The organism is uncultured Sphingomonas sp. (assembly GCF_913774285.1).
Classification (GTDB): domain Bacteria; phylum Pseudomonadota; class Alphaproteobacteria; order Sphingomonadales; family Sphingomonadaceae; genus Sphingomonas.
In genome coordinates this window covers 1-16,845 of record NZ_CAJYHX010000025.1, presented here as the reverse complement: position 1 = coordinate 16,845, position 16,845 = coordinate 1, and the positions used below count along the sequence as shown (strand labels likewise).

17 protein-coding genes are annotated in these 16,845 nt (G+C 67.8%); 8 read left to right on the top strand and 9 right to left on the bottom strand.

Translation table 11 applies throughout. The features are described 5' to 3' along the window. Positions 1-44: 44 nt before the first annotated feature. From arfB to QZ670_RS12030, 4 genes are all read right to left on the bottom strand, one after another. The gene (gene arfB, locus QZ670_RS12045) at positions 45-446 is read right to left on the bottom strand and encodes an alternative ribosome rescue aminoacyl-tRNA hydrolase ArfB (RefSeq protein ID WP_121078764.1); all 402 of its coding nucleotides are present in this window, start codon (positions 444-446) and stop codon (positions 45-47) included. After that, complete coding sequence (locus tag QZ670_RS12040) at positions 439-1,098, bottom strand: RNA pseudouridine synthase (RefSeq protein WP_294256059.1); 660 nt, start codon at positions 1,096-1,098, stop codon at positions 439-441. The genes arfB and QZ670_RS12040 overlap by 8 nt, the downstream gene beginning before the upstream one ends. Before the next feature lie 121 nt (positions 1,099-1,219). After that, positions 1,220-1,822: an NAD(P)H:quinone oxidoreductase gene (gene wrbA / locus QZ670_RS12035; protein WP_294255576.1), complete on the bottom strand. Its 603-nt coding sequence runs from the start codon at positions 1,820-1,822 to the stop codon at positions 1,220-1,222. A 48-nt stretch (positions 1,823-1,870) separates the two neighbouring features. Beyond that, positions 1,871-2,569, bottom strand: a complete 699-nt coding sequence (locus QZ670_RS12030) for a pirin family protein (protein WP_294255574.1) — start codon at positions 2,567-2,569, stop codon at positions 1,871-1,873. 113 nt (positions 2,570-2,682) lie between these two features. Between QZ670_RS12030 and QZ670_RS12025 the strand changes: the two genes are divergently transcribed. From QZ670_RS12025 to QZ670_RS12010, 4 genes are all read left to right on the top strand, one after another. Continuing rightward, entirely contained in the window at positions 2,683-3,594 is a 912-nt protein-coding gene (locus QZ670_RS12025) for a LysR family transcriptional regulator (RefSeq protein ID WP_294255572.1), read from the top strand. Next, the gene (locus tag QZ670_RS12020) at positions 3,591-4,661 is read left to right on the top strand and encodes an AI-2E family transporter (protein ID WP_294255569.1); all 1,071 of its coding nucleotides are present in this window, start codon (positions 3,591-3,593) and stop codon (positions 4,659-4,661) included. The genes QZ670_RS12025 and QZ670_RS12020 overlap by 4 nt, the downstream gene beginning before the upstream one ends. Before the next feature lie 134 nt (positions 4,662-4,795). Beyond that, on the top strand, positions 4,796-5,503 hold the full coding sequence (ctrA, locus tag QZ670_RS12015) for a response regulator transcription factor CtrA (RefSeq protein ID WP_125976549.1): 708 nt from the start codon (positions 4,796-4,798) through the stop codon (positions 5,501-5,503). 107 nt (positions 5,504-5,610) lie between these two features. Further along, positions 5,611-6,015 carry a diacylglycerol kinase family protein gene (locus QZ670_RS12010; RefSeq protein ID WP_294255564.1) on the top strand — a complete coding sequence of 135 codons (405 nt, stop codon included), beginning with the start codon at positions 5,611-5,613 and terminating at the stop codon, positions 6,013-6,015. A gap of 122 nt (positions 6,016-6,137) precedes the next feature. On the opposite strand, the gene QZ670_RS12005 is transcribed toward QZ670_RS12010, so the two are convergent. Both QZ670_RS12005 and QZ670_RS12000 read right to left on the bottom strand, forming a co-directional pair. Then, entirely contained in the window at positions 6,138-6,785 is a 648-nt protein-coding gene (locus QZ670_RS12005; protein ID WP_294255561.1) for an HPP family protein, read from the bottom strand. A 4-nt stretch (positions 6,786-6,789) separates the two neighbouring features. Beyond that, a complete protein-coding gene (locus tag QZ670_RS12000) occupies positions 6,790-8,445 on the bottom strand; it encodes an amidohydrolase (RefSeq protein WP_294256057.1) in 1,656 nt (551 codons plus the stop codon). A gap of 57 nt (positions 8,446-8,502) precedes the next feature. On the opposite strand from QZ670_RS12000, the gene QZ670_RS11995 reads away from it, so the two are divergent. Both QZ670_RS11995 and QZ670_RS11990 read left to right on the top strand, forming a co-directional pair. Next, entirely contained in the window at positions 8,503-9,747 is a 1,245-nt protein-coding gene (locus tag QZ670_RS11995; RefSeq protein ID WP_294255560.1) for a threonine ammonia-lyase, read from the top strand. Next, on the top strand, positions 9,747-10,346 hold the full coding sequence (locus tag QZ670_RS11990) for a TIGR02466 family protein (RefSeq protein ID WP_294255558.1): 600 nt from the start codon (positions 9,747-9,749) through the stop codon (positions 10,344-10,346). The genes QZ670_RS11995 and QZ670_RS11990 overlap by 1 nt, the downstream gene beginning before the upstream one ends. Here the strand turns inward: QZ670_RS11990 and QZ670_RS11985 are convergent. Next, entirely contained in the window at positions 10,330-10,476 is a 147-nt protein-coding gene (locus QZ670_RS11985; RefSeq protein WP_183049446.1) for a hypothetical protein, read from the bottom strand. The two genes, QZ670_RS11990 and QZ670_RS11985, sit on opposite strands and share 17 nt — an antisense overlap. A 130-nt stretch (positions 10,477-10,606) precedes the next feature. Between QZ670_RS11985 and rnr the strand changes: the two genes are divergently transcribed. Together rnr and QZ670_RS11975 are read left to right on the top strand one after the other, a co-directional pair. Continuing rightward, complete coding sequence (rnr, locus tag QZ670_RS11980) at positions 10,607-12,850, top strand: ribonuclease R (RefSeq protein WP_294255550.1); 2,244 nt, start codon at positions 10,607-10,609, stop codon at positions 12,848-12,850. A 132-nt stretch (positions 12,851-12,982) separates the two neighbouring features. Then, on the top strand, positions 12,983-13,993 hold the full coding sequence (locus QZ670_RS11975; RefSeq protein ID WP_294255547.1) for a LacI family DNA-binding transcriptional regulator: 1,011 nt from the start codon (positions 12,983-12,985) through the stop codon (positions 13,991-13,993). Positions 13,994-14,075: 82 nt separating this feature from the next. Here QZ670_RS11975 and purL read toward each other — a convergent pair whose 3' ends face one another. Together purL and QZ670_RS11965 are read right to left on the bottom strand one after the other, a co-directional pair. Next, positions 14,076-16,310, bottom strand: a complete 2,235-nt coding sequence (gene purL, locus QZ670_RS11970) for a phosphoribosylformylglycinamidine synthase subunit PurL (protein ID WP_294255544.1) — start codon at positions 16,308-16,310, stop codon at positions 14,076-14,078. Between the two features lie 73 nt (positions 16,311-16,383). Then, a partial coding sequence (locus QZ670_RS11965) for a phospholipase D-like domain-containing protein (protein WP_294255542.1) occupies positions 16,384-16,845 on the bottom strand: 462 nt, incomplete at its 5' end.

Below are 16,845 nucleotides of genomic sequence, written 5' to 3'. Positions count from 1 at the left end.
GCGCGTGCCACCTCGCCCTGGTGGGGGCGGATACGCTTTCCCAGCTAGTCGAAGCTGACCTTGCCCCGCCCCGCTTTCACCGCCGATCGGCCCTTCTTCGCATCCACCCGCCGTGCCTTCGCCGCTTTGCTAGGCTTGGTCTTGATCCGCTTCGCCTGCCGCTCATGCGCCTTGTCGATCAGGTCGGACAGGCGCTGGCGGGCGTCGGTGCGGTTGGCGTCCTGGGTCCGATATTGCCGCGCGGTGATCAGCAGCTCGCCGGCCGAGGTCATTCGCGTGCCGGCGAGTTCCTTCAGTCGTTCATAGGCATAGGGCGACAGGCCCAGCCGAAAAACGTCCACCCGCAGCTGCACCGCGGTTGCCACCTTGTTGACGTTCTGCCCGCCGGGTCCCGTCGCGGCGAGGAACTTCTCCTCGAGGATCGCCGCGTCGGGGATCTCAGCCATGGGCCGGTCGGCCGAAGCCGATATGGTGGAAGCGCGCGGGCAGCGGCGCGTCACCGTGCACGTCGGGCTTGCCGGGGCGGGGCACGGTGATCGACTGGGCGTGGAGCATCATCGCCGGGCCGCCGCGGCCATAGACGGGATCGCCGACAATCGGGATGCCGATGCCTTCCAGCGCATGGACGCGGATCTGGTGGGTGCGGCCTGTCTCGGGATAGAAGGCAACGAGCGCGCGGCCGTCATGGACCTCCATCCGCTTCCAGCGGGTGCGCGCGCTCTTGCCCTTGGGGTCGTGGGTCATCCGCCAACCCTCTTCGATGCTGGAGACCTTGCCGAGCGGCAGGTCGATTTCGCCGCTTTCCTGCTCGGGCACGCCGTCGAGGACCGCGACATAGCGCTTGGTCACCTGTCCGGCCTCGAACGCCTGGCCGAAGCGCTTCATCGCCTTGGGATTGCGGGCGAGCAACAGGCAGCCGCTGGTGTCGCGGTCGAGGCGGTGGACGGGGACGGGCAGGCGCTCGAAGCCGAAGGTCAACTGCTCGAGCAGATCCTCCAGGCTCTCGCTGCGGTCGCGCGGGCGATCGACGGGGAGGCCCGCCGGCTTGTCGATGATCAGCGCTTCGCCGTCGATGAAGAGTACCCGGTCCTTGAACATGCGCGGGATATAGCGATCGGCGCGCAATTCGCGAGCCCCGAAACGAAAACGGCCGGAGCAGGGGGAGCTCCGGCCGTCGTTGTGCGCGGCGCGATACGCTACGGGCGCGCGCTTCGGGGGGTTACGCCTTCAGCTTGGTCGCGGTGTTGGCGACACGGGCGCCGAGATAGCGGGCACCGTCGAGATCGGCCGTGCTCGGCTGGCGGCTGCCGTCGCCGTCCGCGAGGGTGCTGGCGCCATAGGGGGTGCCGCCCTTCACTTCGTCCACGCCCATCTGGCCCTGGAAGCCATAGTCGAGGCCGACGATGGTCATGCCGAAATGGATCAGGTTGGTGAGGATCGAGAACAGGGTGGTTTCCTGGCCGCCATGCTGCGAGGCGGTCGAGGTGAAGGCCGCGCCGACCTTGCCGTTCAGCTGGCCCTGGAACCACACGCCGCCGGCCTTGTCCCAGAACGCGGCCATCTGGCTGGCCATGCGGCCGAAGCGGGTGGGCGAGCCGACGATAATGCCATCATACTGGGCGAGCTGGTTGGGATCGTCGAACAGCGGGTGGCTCTCGTCAACGCGGAAGCCGGCTGCCTGCGCGACGTCGGCCGGCGCGGTCTCGGCGACGCGGCGCACGTCCACTTCGGCACCGGCGTTGCGCGCACCCTCGGCGACGGCATCGGCCATCTTCGCGAGGTGGCCGTAGGAGGAATAATAGAGAACGAGAATCTTGGTCATGGCAGAAACTCCCTGTGCGGGTGGAAAGGACCGGGCGCAAACGCCCGCTTATTCGGAATCGACGAGAACGATCTCGGCGTCTTGAACGGCGGTGATGGTAACGGTCCGGCCGCCCGAAAGCGCCGCGCCGTCACGGGCGTTCACCGCGTCTCCGTCAACGGTGATCGCACCGGCTGCCGGCACCAGATAGGCATGGCGACCTTCGCCCACACTGTGGGTGACGCTCTCGCCGGCCTTCAGCGTGGCGCCCAGCACGCGGGCATTGGCGCGGATCGGCAGCGCGTCCTTGTCATCGGCGAAACCGGATGCCAGCGTGACGAACCGGCCCGAGCGATCGCCCTTTGGGAAGGGCTTGGCGCCCCAGCTCGGCTGGCCGCCGGCCTCGCGGGGGAGGATCCAGATCTGGAAGATCCGGGTAATCTCCGGCTCGAGATTATATTCCGCGTGGCGCACCCCGGTGCCGGCGCTCATCACCTGCACGTCGCCCGCCTCGGTGCGTCCCTGGTTGCCCATCGAGTCCTGGTGGGTGATCGCACCCGAGCGGACATAGGTGATGATTTCCATGTTCTGGTGCGGGTGCGGCGGGAAGCCCGAATTGGGGGCGATCTCGTCGTCGTTCCATACCCGAAGCGCGCCCCAGCCCATGCGGGAAGGGTCGTAATAGTCGGCGAAACTGAAGTGATGCTTGGCCTTGAGCCAGCCATGATCGGCGCCGCCCAGGCTTTCGAAACTGCGTTTGTCGATCATCGCTGATCTCCCATCTGTTGTCGCCAAGATAGGCATGGGCATCGGCGCGTAAACGGAAACGTTGGAAACTGATCGTTTCGTGATATGGCTTCGGCCAAGCAGGAGGGGCGGGGATGAAGCTACCGGATTTCGAGGCTTGGGCGGTGTTCGCCAGCGTGGTGGAGCACCGTTCGTTCAGCGGCGCGGCGCTGGCGCTGGGCGTCTCCAAGGCGACCGTATCCAAGGCGATCACCCGGCTGGAAGAGCGGCTGGGCACCGCGCTGTTTCACCGCACCTCGCGCCGGCTGACGCTTACCGACAGCGGCCAGCAGCTCGCCGAGCATGCCCAGCGTATCCTGGAGGACGGCCAGTCCGCCGAGGAGGCGGCGTTCGAGAGTGCGAGTGCGCCGTCCGGGGTGGTGCGCCTTGCCGCGCCGCTTACCTTCGGGGCGCGGCACCTGTCCGGCCTCATCGCCGAATTCATGGTTGCCCACCCGCAGATCAAGGTGGAGCTGACGCTCTCCGATGCCTTTATCGACATTGTCGGCGAGGGGATCGACGTGGCGTTGCGCATCGCCGAGCTGCCGGACAGCTCGCTGCGCGCCCGCCGGCTGGGGCCGGTGGAGATCCATGTCGTTGCGGCACCAGGCTATTTCGACCGTACCGGGCGGCCGCAGCACCCGGCCGATCTCGCCCGCCATGCCTGTTTCGTCTATACCAACACCGCGACGCCGGGCGTGTGGCGTTTCCGCAAGGCCGGCGGCGAGGAGGCGGCGGTCCGCGTCGACGGGCCGCTGCGCACCGATAATGGCGAGGCGATGCTGCCGGCGCTGCGCGCGGGACTTGGCGTGGCGCGCTTGCCGGGCTTTCTGGTCGATGCCGAGATCGCCGCGGGGCGGCTGGAGGCCGTGCTCACCGACTGGGTGGCGGGATCGGTGGGCCTCCACCTCGTCACGCCGCCCGGATCGCGCCGGCCGGTGCGGGTGGAAGCGCTCATCGAGTTTCTGACGGAGCGGTTGCGCAGCATCTGCGTTCGGCACGCGTGAAACGACTCGTTCCCGATGATGCCGACGCGCGGTTCATCCGCCGCGTCTTGATCCTGCTCACCGTCGGCGCGGTGGTGGTGGCGCTGGTGCGCGCCGCCGACCTGCTGATCCTCACCTTCGGCGCGGTGCTGGGCGCGGTGGTGATCCGCGCTATTGCCGACCGCTATGCGCAGGTCGGCGTGCCGAAGCGGTGGTCGGTGGTAAGCGCGATGCTTACCGTGATCGCCGCGATCGCCTTCCTCGTCTGGCTGTTCGCGGTGCAGTTCGGCCCGCAGGTGGAGGCGCTGGTCCGCTCCATCCCGCAGCTGGTCGTGCGGCTCAAGGCCTGGGCGCAGGAGAGCCCGGTGGCCGCCAAGCTCTACGATGCCGCCGAGGCCGCCTTCGCCGGGTCGCGGGTGGCGCGCGATGCCAGCGGCTTCGCGCTGGGGTCCTTCGAGCTGTTCCTCAACGCCCTGCTGCTGCTGGTCGGCGCGCTGTTCATGGCGGCCGATCCCGGCGTGTATCTGCGCGGGCTGCTGCTGCTGGTTCCGCGCGGCAGCACGCGCGATGCGGTCGCCGACGCGCTGGCCGATGTAGGCACGACGCTACGGCTGTGGCTGCGCACCCAGCTGATCCTGATGACGAGCATGGGGTTGTTGGTGGGCGTGGGGCTGTGGATCGCCGGCGTCCCGTCGCCTGCTGCGCTGGGACTGTTGGCCGGGCTCAGCGAGTTCATTCCCTATGTCGGCCCTGCCGCGGCGATGCTGCCAGCGCTGGGCCTCGCCGCCACGGGCGGATCGGGGGCGCTGATCGGCTGCCTGCTGGTGTTCGCCGGCGTGCGAATCATCCAGACCAATTTCCTTACCCCGTTCGTGCAGAGCCGGGTGATCGCGATTCCCCCTGCCGTCACGCTGTTCGCGATCATCGGTATCGGATTCGTCTTCGGGCTGTTCGGCCTGTTCTTCTCCGCTGCGCTGCTGGTGGTGATCTTCACCCTGGTGCGCAGCCTGTATCTGCGGGAGGTGCTCGGCGAGGAGATCGACGTGCGGCCCACGGTTTCGACAGATACGTCCGAACCCGATGCGTAGATTCCCCGGGGCTTGCGGAACCGCCCGACTTACGAGAAATTAACCTTTCGGCTTCATTGACGCTTAGGTTAATGAAGCGTCCAGCGCGTCGGGCATCGGGGCTACGTCGTGTGGTGTGGACAGGGGAACCGGCAATGCGCGTGCTGCTGATCGAAGACGAGCCTAGCACAGCCAAGGCGATCGAACTGATCCTTTCGGGCGAAGGGTTCAACGTCTACACGACCGACCTCGGTGAGGAAGGTTTGGACCTCGCCAAGCTGTATGACTACGACATCATTCTGCTCGATCTGAACCTGCCGGACATGCACGGCTATGACGTGCTGAAGAAGGTGCGCACCGCGCGGGTGCAGACCCCGGTGCTGATCCTTTCGGGCATCAGCGAGATGGATTCGAAGGTGCGCTCGTTCGGCTTCGGCGCCGACGATTACGTGACCAAGCCGTTCCACCGCGAAGAGCTGGTCGCCCGCATTCACGCCGTGGTGCGCCGCTCGAAGGGCCATTCGCAGTCGGTCATCCGCACCGGCAAGCTGGCGGTGAACCTGGACGCCAAGACCGTCGAGGTCGACGGCGCCCGCGTGCACCTGACCGGCAAGGAATATGCGATGCTGGAGCTGCTCTCGCTCCGCAAGGGCACCACGCTGACCAAGGAGATGTTCCTCAACCATCTCTATGGCGGCATGGACGAGCCGGAACTCAAGATCATCGACGTCTTCATCTGCAAGCTGCGCAAGAAGCTCAGCATGGCATGCGAGGGCGACAATTATATCGAGACCGTCTGGGGCCGCGGCTATGTGCTGCGCGAGCCGGACGAGGGTATGCAGGCGGACAGCCAGGTCGCCTGATTTTTTCGCGAGATCACGCAGGGGCAGGGCCGTCGTCACCTCCGGGTGGCGGCGGCCTTTTTCGTTGCGGGGTGGTCGTGGGCTGCCGGATCGGCCACGCTGGTTGGATGACGATGCCGACCGACAGACCTGCCGCGCCGAAACGCTTCAGCATTTCCGCGCGCCTGAAGAGCTTTCGCTACGCGATCCGCGGGCTGCGCGTGCTGGTGCACGAGGAGCACAACGCGCGGGTGCATCTGGCGGCATCGGCTGGTGCGGTGGCTGTCGGTGCTGCGCTGCGGCTTTCGTCCGCCGAGTGGCGCTGGCTGGTCCTCGCGATCGCGCTGGTCTGGCTGGCGGAGGCGTTCAACACCGCGATCGAGGATCTTTGCGACCGGATCTGCCCGGACTTCGACCCCGCGATCGGCCGGATCAAGGACCTAGCGGCCGGCGGTGTGCTGGTGGCGTCGCTCGCGGCTGCGGCGATCGGGCTGCTGACGCTGGGACCGCCGTTGCTGCGCGTGCTGACCTAACAAAGCCCCTCCCCTTCAGGGGAGGGGTTGGGGGTGGGGCCTGAGCTGGTAGCGAGTCCATTGCTCGTCGGTCATCCCTCACCCCAACCCCTCCCCTGAAGGGGAGGGGCTTTTTGCTTGCTTTACCCGCGTCGTGCCGCCGCATGGTGTTCGGCGCGTGCCAGCAGCGCCAGCAAGTCCTCGCGGCTGACGTCGAAGGCTTCGCCCGCTTCCTCCAGCGCCGCGTCGACATCCTCCGGCAGCAGCCCGGGTGCGGGCGGAGCGGGCTGCACCCGGTGCGGATAGCTATGGCCGGTGAAGCGGTGGACGAGCAGCCCGCACAGCGTCAGCAGCACGGCGTTGACGCCGATCGGCAGCAGCACGAAGCCCAGCCCCTTCGCCAGCACCGCAGGCGCCAGCACCGGCAGCAGCACCGTGCCCCCGCCCGGCGGGTGGAGGCTGCGGGTCAGCGACAAGACGAGGATCGCCAGCCCCACCGCTACGCCTGCGGCAAGGGCGCCGTGCCCGAGCCAAAGCGCCACCGCCAGCCCAACCAAGGCCGAGATGACGTTCCCGCCGATCACCCGCCACGGCTGGGCAAGCGGGCTGGAAGGCACCGCGAACACCAGCACCGCCGAAGCGCCGATCGGTGCTGCCAGCAGGATCGACGTCGTGCGGTCGAATCCCGCCAGCGCCGAAACCCATGCCGTCACCCCGATCCCGATCGCGCCGCCCAGCGCCGCGCCGATCCGGTCGCGCCACTGCGCGCCGGCCATCACCAGCCGGAACATCAGCTCAGGGCTTCGCGCCCCAGGCGCGGCGTCCGCCCACCCAGGTCTCTACCACCTTGGTACCGCGCAGCTCCGTCGGCGAGACCGTCAGCGGATCGCGATCGAGGATCAGGAAGTCGGCCCACAGCCCCGGCGCCAGCCGCCCGATCTTGTCGTCGGCGAACCCGGCATAGGCCGCGCCGATGGTGAAGCCCGCCCAGCCTTCTTCGCGGGTCAGCTTCTCCTCGGGGCGCCAGCCGCCCGGCGGATTGCCGGCCGCATCCTGCCGGGTGAAGCTCGCCGCCCAGCCTGCCCAAGGATCGGGGCTCTCGACCGGATAGTCGGAGCCGAAGGCGAGGTGCGTGCCGTTGCGCAGCATCGTCTTCCAGGCATAGGCGCCGGCGAGACGGTCGGGCCCCAGCCGCGCTTCCGCCATCAGTCGGTCGCTGGTCTCATGGACCGGCTGCATCGAGGCGATCGTGCCATATTTGGCAAAGCGCGGCAGATCCTTGGGATCGATGATCTGGGCATGCTCGATCCGCCAGCGGCGATCGCCCTTATAGGTCTCGGACAGGATCTCGATCGCGTCGAGCACCTGCTGGTTGGCGCGGTCGCCGATCGCGTGGACGGCGATCTGGAAATTGTCCATCGCGCCACGCGCCATCAGGTTGAGCAGCTGGTCGTCGGTGAGGAAGCCCAGTCCCTTGTTGCCCGGCGCGTCGCTATAGTCGGACTTGAGCCACGCCCCGCGCGAGCCGAGCGCGCCATCGGCATAGAGCTTGATGCCGCCCATCCGCAGCCGATCGCCATAGAGCCAGGGCGTCGGCCCGGCGCCCGCCACGCGCAGCGCGGTGTCGACGCCGTGCGCATAGCTCAGGATGCGCAGGTGGAGCTGGCCGATATCGGCCATGCCGCGCATCGTCTCCCAGTCGTCGACCGTGGTGCCCATATCGGCCGTCGCAGTGATGCCGAGCGAGAGCAATTTCTGCTGCGCCGCGAGGAAGGCCGCGTTGCGCTCGCGCGGGGTCGGCTGGGGCACGACCTTGGCGACCAGCTCGGTCGCGGCATCGACCAGCACGCCGGTGGGCTTGCCGCTCGCATCGCGTTCGATGCGGCCGCCGGCGGGATCCTTGGTCGCGGCGGTGATGCCGGCGAGTTCCAGCGCCTTGCTGTTCGCCCAGCCGGCATGGCCGTCGACCCGCTCCAGCCACACCGGGCGGTCGCTCACCGCGCGGTCGAGATCGGCGGCGGTGGGAAAGCGGCCTAGCTTCCAGGCTTCCTGGTTCCAGCCGCGGCCGAGCACCCATTTCGCCCGGCTCTTGCCCGCATAGTCGCCGATGCGGGCGAGGGCGTCGTCGAGGCTGGTGGTGGCCGAGAGGTCGAGCTGGAGCTGCTGGAAGCCGAGCCCCATGAAATGGCCATGCCCATCGATCATGCCCGGCACGATCGTCGCGCCCTTGAGGTCGAGCCGCCAGACCAGCTTCTTCGGCCGCTTCTGCCCCTTGGCGTAGACCGCGACGACCTTGCCATAGGGATCGATCTGCAGCGCCTCGAAGCGCACCACGGCGCCCTTGGCGTCGAGCGTGATGCCGTTGACATTGTCAACGATTCCATCGGCCTGGGCGGCGGGCGCGAGCAGCAGGGCGGTGGCGGCGGCAAGCCGCTTGAGGCGCGTGAACATGGGTGCGGGCATAGGGCCTGTTCCCCTGCCGCGCCAGATGGTCTAGGCGGGAAGCCTATGGCTACCAAAGCAGCACCAGCGCCCGCATCGCTCCCCGTGTCCATCGCCGATGTTCGTGCGGCGGCCGAGCGAATTTCGGGCGCGGTGGTGCGCACACCGACGCTGCACAGCCGCACGCTCTCGCAGCTCACCGGCGCGAATGTGTATCTCAAGTTCGAGAATCTCCAGTTCACCGCCGCCTATAAGGAACGCGGCGCGCTCAACACGCTGCTGCAGCTGGATGCGGAGGCGCGATCCAAGGGCGTGATCGCCGCCTCGGCCGGCAACCACGCGCAGGGCCTCGCCTATCACGCGACGCGGCTGGGCATCCCCAGCACGATCGTGATGCCGAAGAACACGCCGATCGTGAAGGTGACGCAGACCGAAGGCCACGGCGCCAATGTCGTGCTGCACGGCGAGACCTTCGACGCTGCCTATGCGCACTCCCGCGAGCTGGAGGCAGAGAAGGGCTATACCTTCATTCACCCGTTCGACGATCCCCGCGTGATCGCGGGCCAGGGCACCGCGACGCTGGAACTGCTCGAGGACGTGCCGGGCATCGATACGCTGGTCGTGCCGATCGGCGGGGGCGGGCTGATTTCGGGTGCGGCAGTCGTCGCCAAGGCGCAGGACCGGCCGATCGAGGTGCTGGGCGTCCAGGCCGAGCTCTACCCGTCGATGTACAACCGGGTGCACCACACCGAGATGCCGTGCGCGGGCGACACGCTCGCCGAGGGCATCGCGGTGAAGTATCCGGGCAACATGACGGCGAAGATCGTCGAGGCGCTGGTCGACGACATCGTGCTGGTCGGCGAACGCCGGCTGGAAGAGGCGGTGAGCCTGCTGCTCCAGATCGAGAAGACGGTGGTTGAAGGGGCAGGGGCCGCGGGGCTCGCTGCGCTGCTCTCCGAGCCCGAGCGCTTCAAGGGCAAGACCGTCGGCACCATCCTGTGCGGCGGCAATATCGACACCCGGCTGCTGGCGAACGTGCTGCTACGCGATCTTGCCCGCTCTGGGCGGCTGGCGCGCCTGCGCATCCGGCTACAGGACCGTCCGGGCGCGCTGTTCCATGTCGCGCGGATCTTCCACGAGCAGGGCGTCAACATCATCGAGGTCTATCACCAGCGCGTGTTCACCTCGCTGCCCGCCAAGGGGCTGGTGACCGACATCGAGTGCGAGACGCGCGACCGCAACCATCTCGACCGGCTGATCACCGCGCTGCGCCGCGCCCAGTACGAAGTGAGCATGGTCGAGTCCGCCTGATGCGCACGCTGTTTTCGACCCTGCTCTACCAGCAGCCGCTGGGCGACGACGCGCTGGTCGCCGATCTCGAAGCCTCGTGCCTGCAACTGGCCGAGGACGACAGCGCCGGCCGCCGCTGGTGCCGCGAGAACCACTATCGCGGCTACACCAGCTATGCCTCGCTGAACGACTTGCCGATCCGCGACCCGGCCTTTGCCGATCTAAAGCGGCTGCTCGACAAGCATGTCGCCAGGTTCGCCGAGGCCTGCGCGTTCGATCTCGCCGGGCGCAAGCTCAAGCTCGACAGCCTGTGGGTCAACGTGCTCGACGGCAAGGGCGGCCACGGCGCGCATATCCACCCCCACAGCGTGGTGTCGGGCACCGTCTATGTGGCGCTGCCGCAGGGCGCGCGCGGGCTCAAGCTGGAAGACCCGCGGCTGGCGATGATGATGGCCGCGCCGACGCGGCGGCCCGATGCGCCGGAATCGCTCCAGCCGTTCATCGAGGTGGTGCCGGACGTCGGCACGGTGCTGCTCTGGGAAAGCTGGCTGCGCCACGAAGTCCCGCCGGGTGCGGCCAAGGACAAGCGGATCAGCGTCAGCTTCAACTATCGCTGGTAACGCGCTCCAGCGCCGCAACCTGCATCACCGGTCGCACGGGTTTGGCGGGATGCGGGTTCGTGGCGTGTGCAACGAACGCGACGCAGGTGCCGAGCGCGGCACCGATGAGTAGACAACGCGAAATAGCCATGGACGGACTCCTCAAATCACACAGGATCCACAATCCATTATAGTGAAGGCGGCGCTTACCATGGCGCGCCCCGCGCTTTTACGGAGCCCGCAGGTGACGTTCGCGCCGATCGTGCCTATGTTGGGGGCCAATGGCTAAGAACAGAACAAGCGCAGGGCTGCCGACGCGGCAGCAGATTCTCGATTTCATCGCATCCTCCAACACGCCCGCCGGCAAGCGCGAGATCGCCAAGGCGTTCGGGCTGAGCGCGCAGGACAAGATCCTGCTCAAGGCGCTCCTCAAGGACATGACCGACGAGGGGCTGATCGACGTCGCCCCCGGCCGCGCCTTCCACAAGATGGGCGGGCTGCCCAAGGTGACCGTGCTGCGGATCACCGACGCGGACGGCGATACCACCTGGGCGGTGCCCGAGCGCTGGGAGGCCGAACATGTCCCAGCACCCCGGCTGCGTGTCCGCGAGATGCGCGGCAAGCGCTCGGCGCTGGGGGTGGGGGATCGCATCCTCGCTCGCACCGAGGAGGCCGGCAACGGCTGGATCGCGCATCCGATGAAAACGCTCGCGCGCGGCGAGGAACTGATGCTCGGCGTGCTCCACGAGGAGGGCGGCAAGCTCTGGCTGCAAGGCGTGGAGAAGAAGGAGCGGCGGAGCTGGCCGGTCTCCGACGCCGGCGGTGCCGAGCCCGGCGACCTGGTGCTGGCCGAGAAGGCCGGGCGACCGCCGCGGATCACCGCGCGGGTGGTCGAGCGGCTCGGCGATCCGTTCGCGCCGCGCAGCTTCTCGCTGATCGCAATTCACCGCCATGGCATTCCTAACGTCTTCTCCGAAGAGTTGTTGGAGGAGGCCGAACGCGTCGCCAGGCAGCCGCTGGGCGAGGGGCGCGAGGATCTGCGCCATCTGCCGATCGTCGCGATCGACCCCGCCGATGCGCGCGATCATGACGATGCCGTCTGGGCGACCCCCGACGACGATCCCGCCAACGAGGGCGGGTGGAAGGCGATCGTCGCGATTGCCGACGTCTCCTTCTACGTCCGCCCTGGTTCGGAGCTGGACCGCGAGGCGCGCAAGCGGGGCAACTCGGTCTATTTTCCCGATCGCGTCGTGCCGATGCTGCCGGAAGTGCTCTCGGCGGACGTCTGCTCGCTGAAGGAGGATGTCGACCGCGCGGCGCTCGCCTGCCATCTGCAGGTGACCAAGAGCGGCACGCTCAAGAGCTGGCGCTTCACGCGGGCCGTGGTGCGGCTCGCGGCCAATATCGCCTATGAGGACGCGCAGGCGGCGATCGACGGCGATCTCGACAACCCGCTCACCGAAACCGCCCTCCGCCCGCTCTGGGACTGCTGGCACGCGCTGAACGCAGCGCGCGACAAACGCGAGCCGCTGGACCTCGACCTGCCCGAGCGCCGCATCGTGCTCGATGAGAAGGGGCGCATCCTCTCGGTCGCGCCGCGCGAGCGGCTCGATGCGCACAAGCTTATCGAGGATTACATGATCGCCGCCAACGTCGCCGCCGCCAAGGCGCTGGAGGCGAAGAAGACGCCGGTGATGTACCGCATCCACGAACCGCCGGCGCGCGAGAAGCTCACCGCGCTCAAGGAATATCTGAAGACTTTCGACATCGAGTTCGCGCTCGGCCAGGTGATCCGCCCGGCCACCTTCAATCGCATCCTCGACCGCGTCGGCGAGGAGGAGTTCCGCCCGCAGGTGATGGAGCAGGTGCTGCGCACCCAGACCCAGGCCTATTACGGCCCGGAGAATGTCGGCCATTTCGGGCTGGCGCTCGGCTCCTATGCGCACTTCACCTCGCCGATCCGCCGCTATGCCGATCTCGTCGTGCACCGCGCGCTGGTCGACGCCTATCGGCTCGGGCCGGGCGGGCTGACCGCGGAGGAAGCCGGTAGCATGGACCGGATCGGCGAGTCGATCAGCCAGCTCGAACGCCGCGCCATGGAGGCCGAGCGCGAGACGATCGACCGCTATGTCGCCGCCTATCTCGCCGCGCATGTTGGCGAGGTGATGGAGGCGCGGATCACCGGGGTCCAGAATTTCGGCTTCTTCGCCACCGTCGACGGTGTCGGCGGCGACGGGCTGGTCGCCGCGCGCGACTTGGGCGCGGAATATTTCCACTTCGACGAAGCGGGCAAGCGGCTGGTCGGCGAGCATAGCGGCGAAGAATTCACCCTCGGCCAGCGGATCGAGCTGCGGCTGGTGGAGGCGAACCCCGTCTCCGGCGCGCTGCGCTTCGAGCTGCCCGACGGCAAGGGTTCGGCGGGTGGTCCGCAGCGCACCGGCAGGCCCGGCAAGGGCGCGCCCAAGCGGGTGATCCACCGCCGCGGCCGCCCCGGCAACATCCGCCACAACGGGCGCAAGCGCTGAGGCGAGGCACTGCCGGGCCCGCGGCCTGGCAGCGCTGTCCAAAATTCGTGCAAAGCCGGAACGTCCGCGCTACAAGCTGTCGCAAAGAGCATGTTGCAATGCCGAAATGACGCTTGTCGCGAAGGAGTGAGAATGGCCGGCCGCCCGACGATCAAGGAAGTCTCGAAGATCGCCGGCGTGTCGTTCAAGACCGTCTCCCGTGTGCTCAACAACGAAAAGCATGTCAGCGACGAGACACGGCGGCGCGTCGAGGAAGTGGTGGCGCAGCTCAACTTCCGGCCGAGCCATGCCGCGCGCACGCTGGCCGGGCGGCGCTCGTTCCAGGTGGCGCTGCTCTACGACAATCCCAGCCCCTATTACGTCTTCCACATCCAGTCGGGTGCGCTGGAGCGCTGCCACGAGCTGGGCTACCGCCTGCTGATGCAGCCGATCGACAGCGCCGCGCCGGACATGGTGCCCGATGTGATGGCGCTGGTCGACGAGGCGCATCTCGACGGGCTGATCCTGTCGCCGCCGCTGACCGAGATGCCCGAACTGATCGAGGCGCTCGATAAACGCAAGCTGCCCTATGTCCGGATCGCGCCGGGGCTCCGAAAGGATCATGGACTGGCGACGACCATGAACGACGTAGCGGCGGCGCGCGAGATCACCCGGCACCTGATCCAGCTGGGCCATCGCAAGATCGCCTTCGTCCGCGGTCCCGAAAGCCATGTTTCGTCCGCGGACCGCCTTGCGGGCTACCGGCAGGAGCTGGAAGCGCACGGCATCGCCTTCGATCCGGCGCTGGTGATCGCAGGCGATTACAGCTTTGCTTCGGGCGGTGCGGCGGCACGCGCGCTGTTCGGGCGCAGGCCCCGGCCCACAGCGATCTTCGCGGGTAATGACGACATGGCTGCCGGTGCGCTCGCAGCGGCGCACGAGGCGGACATCGCGGTGCCCGAGGCCCTTTCGATCGCCGGCTTCGACGATTCGGACCTGGCGCGTGCGGTCTGGCCGCCGCTCACCACGATCCGGCAGCCGGTGCGCGAACTCGCCTATGCCGCGGCGGACCTGATGCTGGCGGGGACCGCGGTGACGCCGCAAGTGATGCTGGAGCACGAGCTGATGGTGCGCTCCACGACTGGCCCCGCGCCGAAAGGCTGAGCGTTCCCAACTTCCCCCTGCCGGGGGAGGGCGTCGACTCTTGCTGAATGCCGCCCCCGCCGCGGAGCAGCGGGGGCGAACATCAGATCGCGTTTTCCTCGCTGACGGCTTCCGCTGCGCCCATCAGCGCCGGGAAGAAGCCCTCATGCGCCTTGCGCAGATCGTCCAGGCTCACGCAGAAATCGCCTTCCTCCATCTCGAAGATGATGCGGTTGGCGATGGTGCGGCCGATCGGATCGGCGGCGAGGCCGGCCTTGTCGGCGGCGACCAGGAAGTCGGCCAGCGCTTCGTCCTTCACCGTCACGACGTACAGGCCCTGGTCCTCGCCGAACCAGCTGCCGGCGACGCCGAACGGCTGGGGCTGGTCGAGGATCGCGCCGATGTTCGACGCCAGCGCCATCTCGGCGACCGCGACCGCGAGGCCGCCGTCCGACACGTCGTGGCAGGCGGTGATCGCGCCGCCGCAGATCGCCGAGCGGATGAAGGCGCCCGTGCGGCGCTCCATCATCAGGTCGACCGGCGGGGGCGGGCCTTCCTCGCGGCCGCAGATCTCGCGCAGCCAGATCGACTGGCCGAGATGGCCGCCGCGCTCGCCGACCGCGATGATCACGTCGCCGGTGCCCTTGAAGGCGATGGTGCAGTTCTTCTGCCAGTCCTTGAGCAGGCCGATCGCGCCGATCGCCGGGGTCGGCAGGATCGCCGAGCCGCCGCCGGTCGCCTTGCTCTCGTTGTAGAGGCTGACGTTACCGGAGACGATCGGGAAGTCGAGCGCGCGGCACGCCTCGCTCATGCCTTCGAGCGCGCCGACGATCTGGCCCATGATCTCGGGCCGCTGCGGGTTGGCGAAGTTGAGGCAGTTGGTCACCGCCAGCGGGGTCGCGCCCACCGACGAGAGGTTCCGCCACGCCTCGGCAATCGCCTGCTTGCCGCCCTCGACGGGGTCCGCGAAGCAATAGCGCGGGGTGCAATCGGTGGTGATCGCCAGGCCCTTGTCGGTGCCGTGGACGCGCACGACCGCGGCGTCGCCGCCCGGGCGCTGTACGGTGTCGCCGCCGACCATGTGGTCATACTGTTCCCAGATCCAGCGGCGGCTGGCGATGTCCGGCGAGCCCATGAGCTTGAGGAGGTCCGCGGCGGGATCGGTGCATTCGGGCACGTTCTGCAGCTCGGGCTGCTTGGGCGTCGGCACGTGCGGGCGATCGTAGAGCGGCGCCTCGTCGGCGAGCGGGGCGAGCGGGATGTCGCACACCACATCGCCCTTCCACTTGAGCACCATGCGGCCGGTGTCCGTCACATGGCCGATCACCGCGAAATCGAGCTCCCACTTGCGGAAGATCGCCTCGGCGAACGCTTCGCGGCCGGGCTTCAGCACCATCAGCATGCGCTCCTGGGACTCGGAGAGCATCATCTCATAGGGCGTCATGCCGGTTTCGCGCTGGGGCACGTCGTCCATGATCAGCTCGATGCCGACGCCGCCCTTGGACGCCATCTCGACGCTCGACGAGGTGAGACCGGCGGCGCCCATGTCCTGGATCGCGACGATCGCGTCCGAAGCCATCAGCTCGAGACAGGCCTCGATCAGCAGCTTCTCGGTGAACGGATCGCCGACCTGGACGGTGGGGCGCTTCTCTTCCGAATCCTCGCCGAAATCGGCGCTCGCCATGGTGGCGCCGTGGATGCCGTCGCGCCCGGTCTTGGAGCCGACATAGACGATCGGATTGCCGACGCCCGAGGCCGCCGAATAGAAGATCTTGTCGGTATCGGCGATGCCGACGGTCATCGCGTTGACCAGGATGTTGCCGTCATAGGCGGGGTGGAAGTTCACCTCGCCACCCACCGTGGGCACGCCGACGCAATTGCCGTAACCGCCGATGCCATGGACGACGCCCGAGATCAGGTGGCGCCTCTTGGGGTGGTCGGGTCGACCGAAGCGCAGCGCATTCAGGTTCGCGACCGGGCGCGCGCCCATCGTGAACACGTCGCGCAGAATGCCGCCGACGCCGGTCGCCGCGCCCTGATACGGCTCGATGTACGACGGGTGATTGTGCGACTCCATCTTGAAGATCGCAGCCTGACCGTCACCGATGTCGATCACGCCCGCATTCTCACCCGGACCGCAGATCACCCACGGTGCCTCGGTCGGCAGCTTTTTCAAGTGGATGCGGCTCGACTTGTACGAGCAATGCTCGCTCCACATCACCGAGAAGATGCCGAGTTCTACCAGATTCGGCTCGCGCCCGAGTGCGTGGAGCACGCGGTCGTATTCTTCGGGCGACAGGCCGTGCTCGGCAACGATCTCGGGCGTGATAGCGGTCATGTGCGCGCGCATAGCGGGGGAGGCGCGTCGATACCAGCAGCCAAGCACCGGCATCGTGAGGGGGAGGCGGTGCCTAGCGCCGATGACGGCGAAGGTGGCGATGCCGCCGGTTCTTCAATCGACGCAGCAGTCCGCGCTTCTCGAAGGCCTCGAACATCTCCGCCGGGCCTTCGGGATCGAGCACCTCGTTCTCCGCCAGCCACGCCTCGACACCGTTCAGGTCGGGCACCTCGTACGGGATCAGCGTCTTGTCTTGCCCACGCAGCCGCTCGATGGTCGCGATCAGCCCGTCGCGCTTTACGCCCTCGCTCACCTGCGCCATCTCGACGTCCAGATGCTCGGCGAGCAGGTCGTCGCGGATCGCGGCGATGCGCGGGCCGTCGTCCGCGATCGTCACGTCACATTCGGTGTCGAGCCGCAACGAGCGGTTGTTGAAGTTCGACGATCCAATCCGGATCACGTCATCGTCGATCACCAGCACCTTGGCGTGGCAGTAGATGCCGGTGCCGTCGGTCGTCACTGGATGGTACAAACG

Bases quoted from the DNA above. Each gene is read 5' to 3' on its own strand.
- QZ670_RS11975 (WP_294255547.1), top strand. From the start codon at position 12,983: ATGGCCGGCCGCCCGACGATCAAGGAAGTCTCGAAGATCGCCGGCGTG.
- QZ670_RS12030 (WP_294255574.1), bottom strand. From the start codon at position 2,569: ATGATCGACAAACGCAGTTTCGAAAGCCTGGGCGGCGCCGATCATGGC.
- QZ670_RS12025 (WP_294255572.1), top strand. From the start codon at position 2,683: ATGAAGCTACCGGATTTCGAGGCTTGGGCGGTGTTCGCCAGCGTGGTG.
- arfB (WP_121078764.1), bottom strand. From the start codon at position 446: ATGGCTGAGATCCCCGACGCGGCGATCCTCGAGGAGAAGTTCCTCGCC.
- purL (WP_294255544.1), bottom strand. From the start codon at position 16,310: ATGACCGCTATCACGCCCGAGATCGTTGCCGAGCACGGCCTGTCGCCC.
- QZ670_RS12000 (WP_294256057.1), bottom strand. From the start codon at position 8,445: ATGTTCACGCGCCTCAAGCGGCTTGCCGCCGCCACCGCCCTGCTGCTC.
- QZ670_RS11990 (WP_294255558.1), top strand. From the start codon at position 9,747: ATGCGCACGCTGTTTTCGACCCTGCTCTACCAGCAGCCGCTGGGCGAC.
- QZ670_RS12005 (WP_294255561.1), bottom strand. From the start codon at position 6,785: ATGTTCCGGCTGGTGATGGCCGGCGCGCAGTGGCGCGACCGGATCGGC.
- QZ670_RS12010 (WP_294255564.1), top strand. From the start codon at position 5,611: ATGACGATGCCGACCGACAGACCTGCCGCGCCGAAACGCTTCAGCATT.
- QZ670_RS12040 (WP_294256059.1), bottom strand. From the start codon at position 1,098: ATGTTCAAGGACCGGGTACTCTTCATCGACGGCGAAGCGCTGATCATC.
- QZ670_RS11995 (WP_294255560.1), top strand. From the start codon at position 8,503: ATGGCTACCAAAGCAGCACCAGCGCCCGCATCGCTCCCCGTGTCCATC.
- wrbA (WP_294255576.1), bottom strand. From the start codon at position 1,822: ATGACCAAGATTCTCGTTCTCTATTATTCCTCCTACGGCCACCTCGCG.
- ctrA (WP_125976549.1), top strand. From the start codon at position 4,796: ATGCGCGTGCTGCTGATCGAAGACGAGCCTAGCACAGCCAAGGCGATC.
- rnr (WP_294255550.1), top strand. From the start codon at position 10,607: ATGGCTAAGAACAGAACAAGCGCAGGGCTGCCGACGCGGCAGCAGATT.
- QZ670_RS11985 (WP_183049446.1), bottom strand. From the start codon at position 10,476: ATGGCTATTTCGCGTTGTCTACTCATCGGTGCCGCGCTCGGCACCTGC.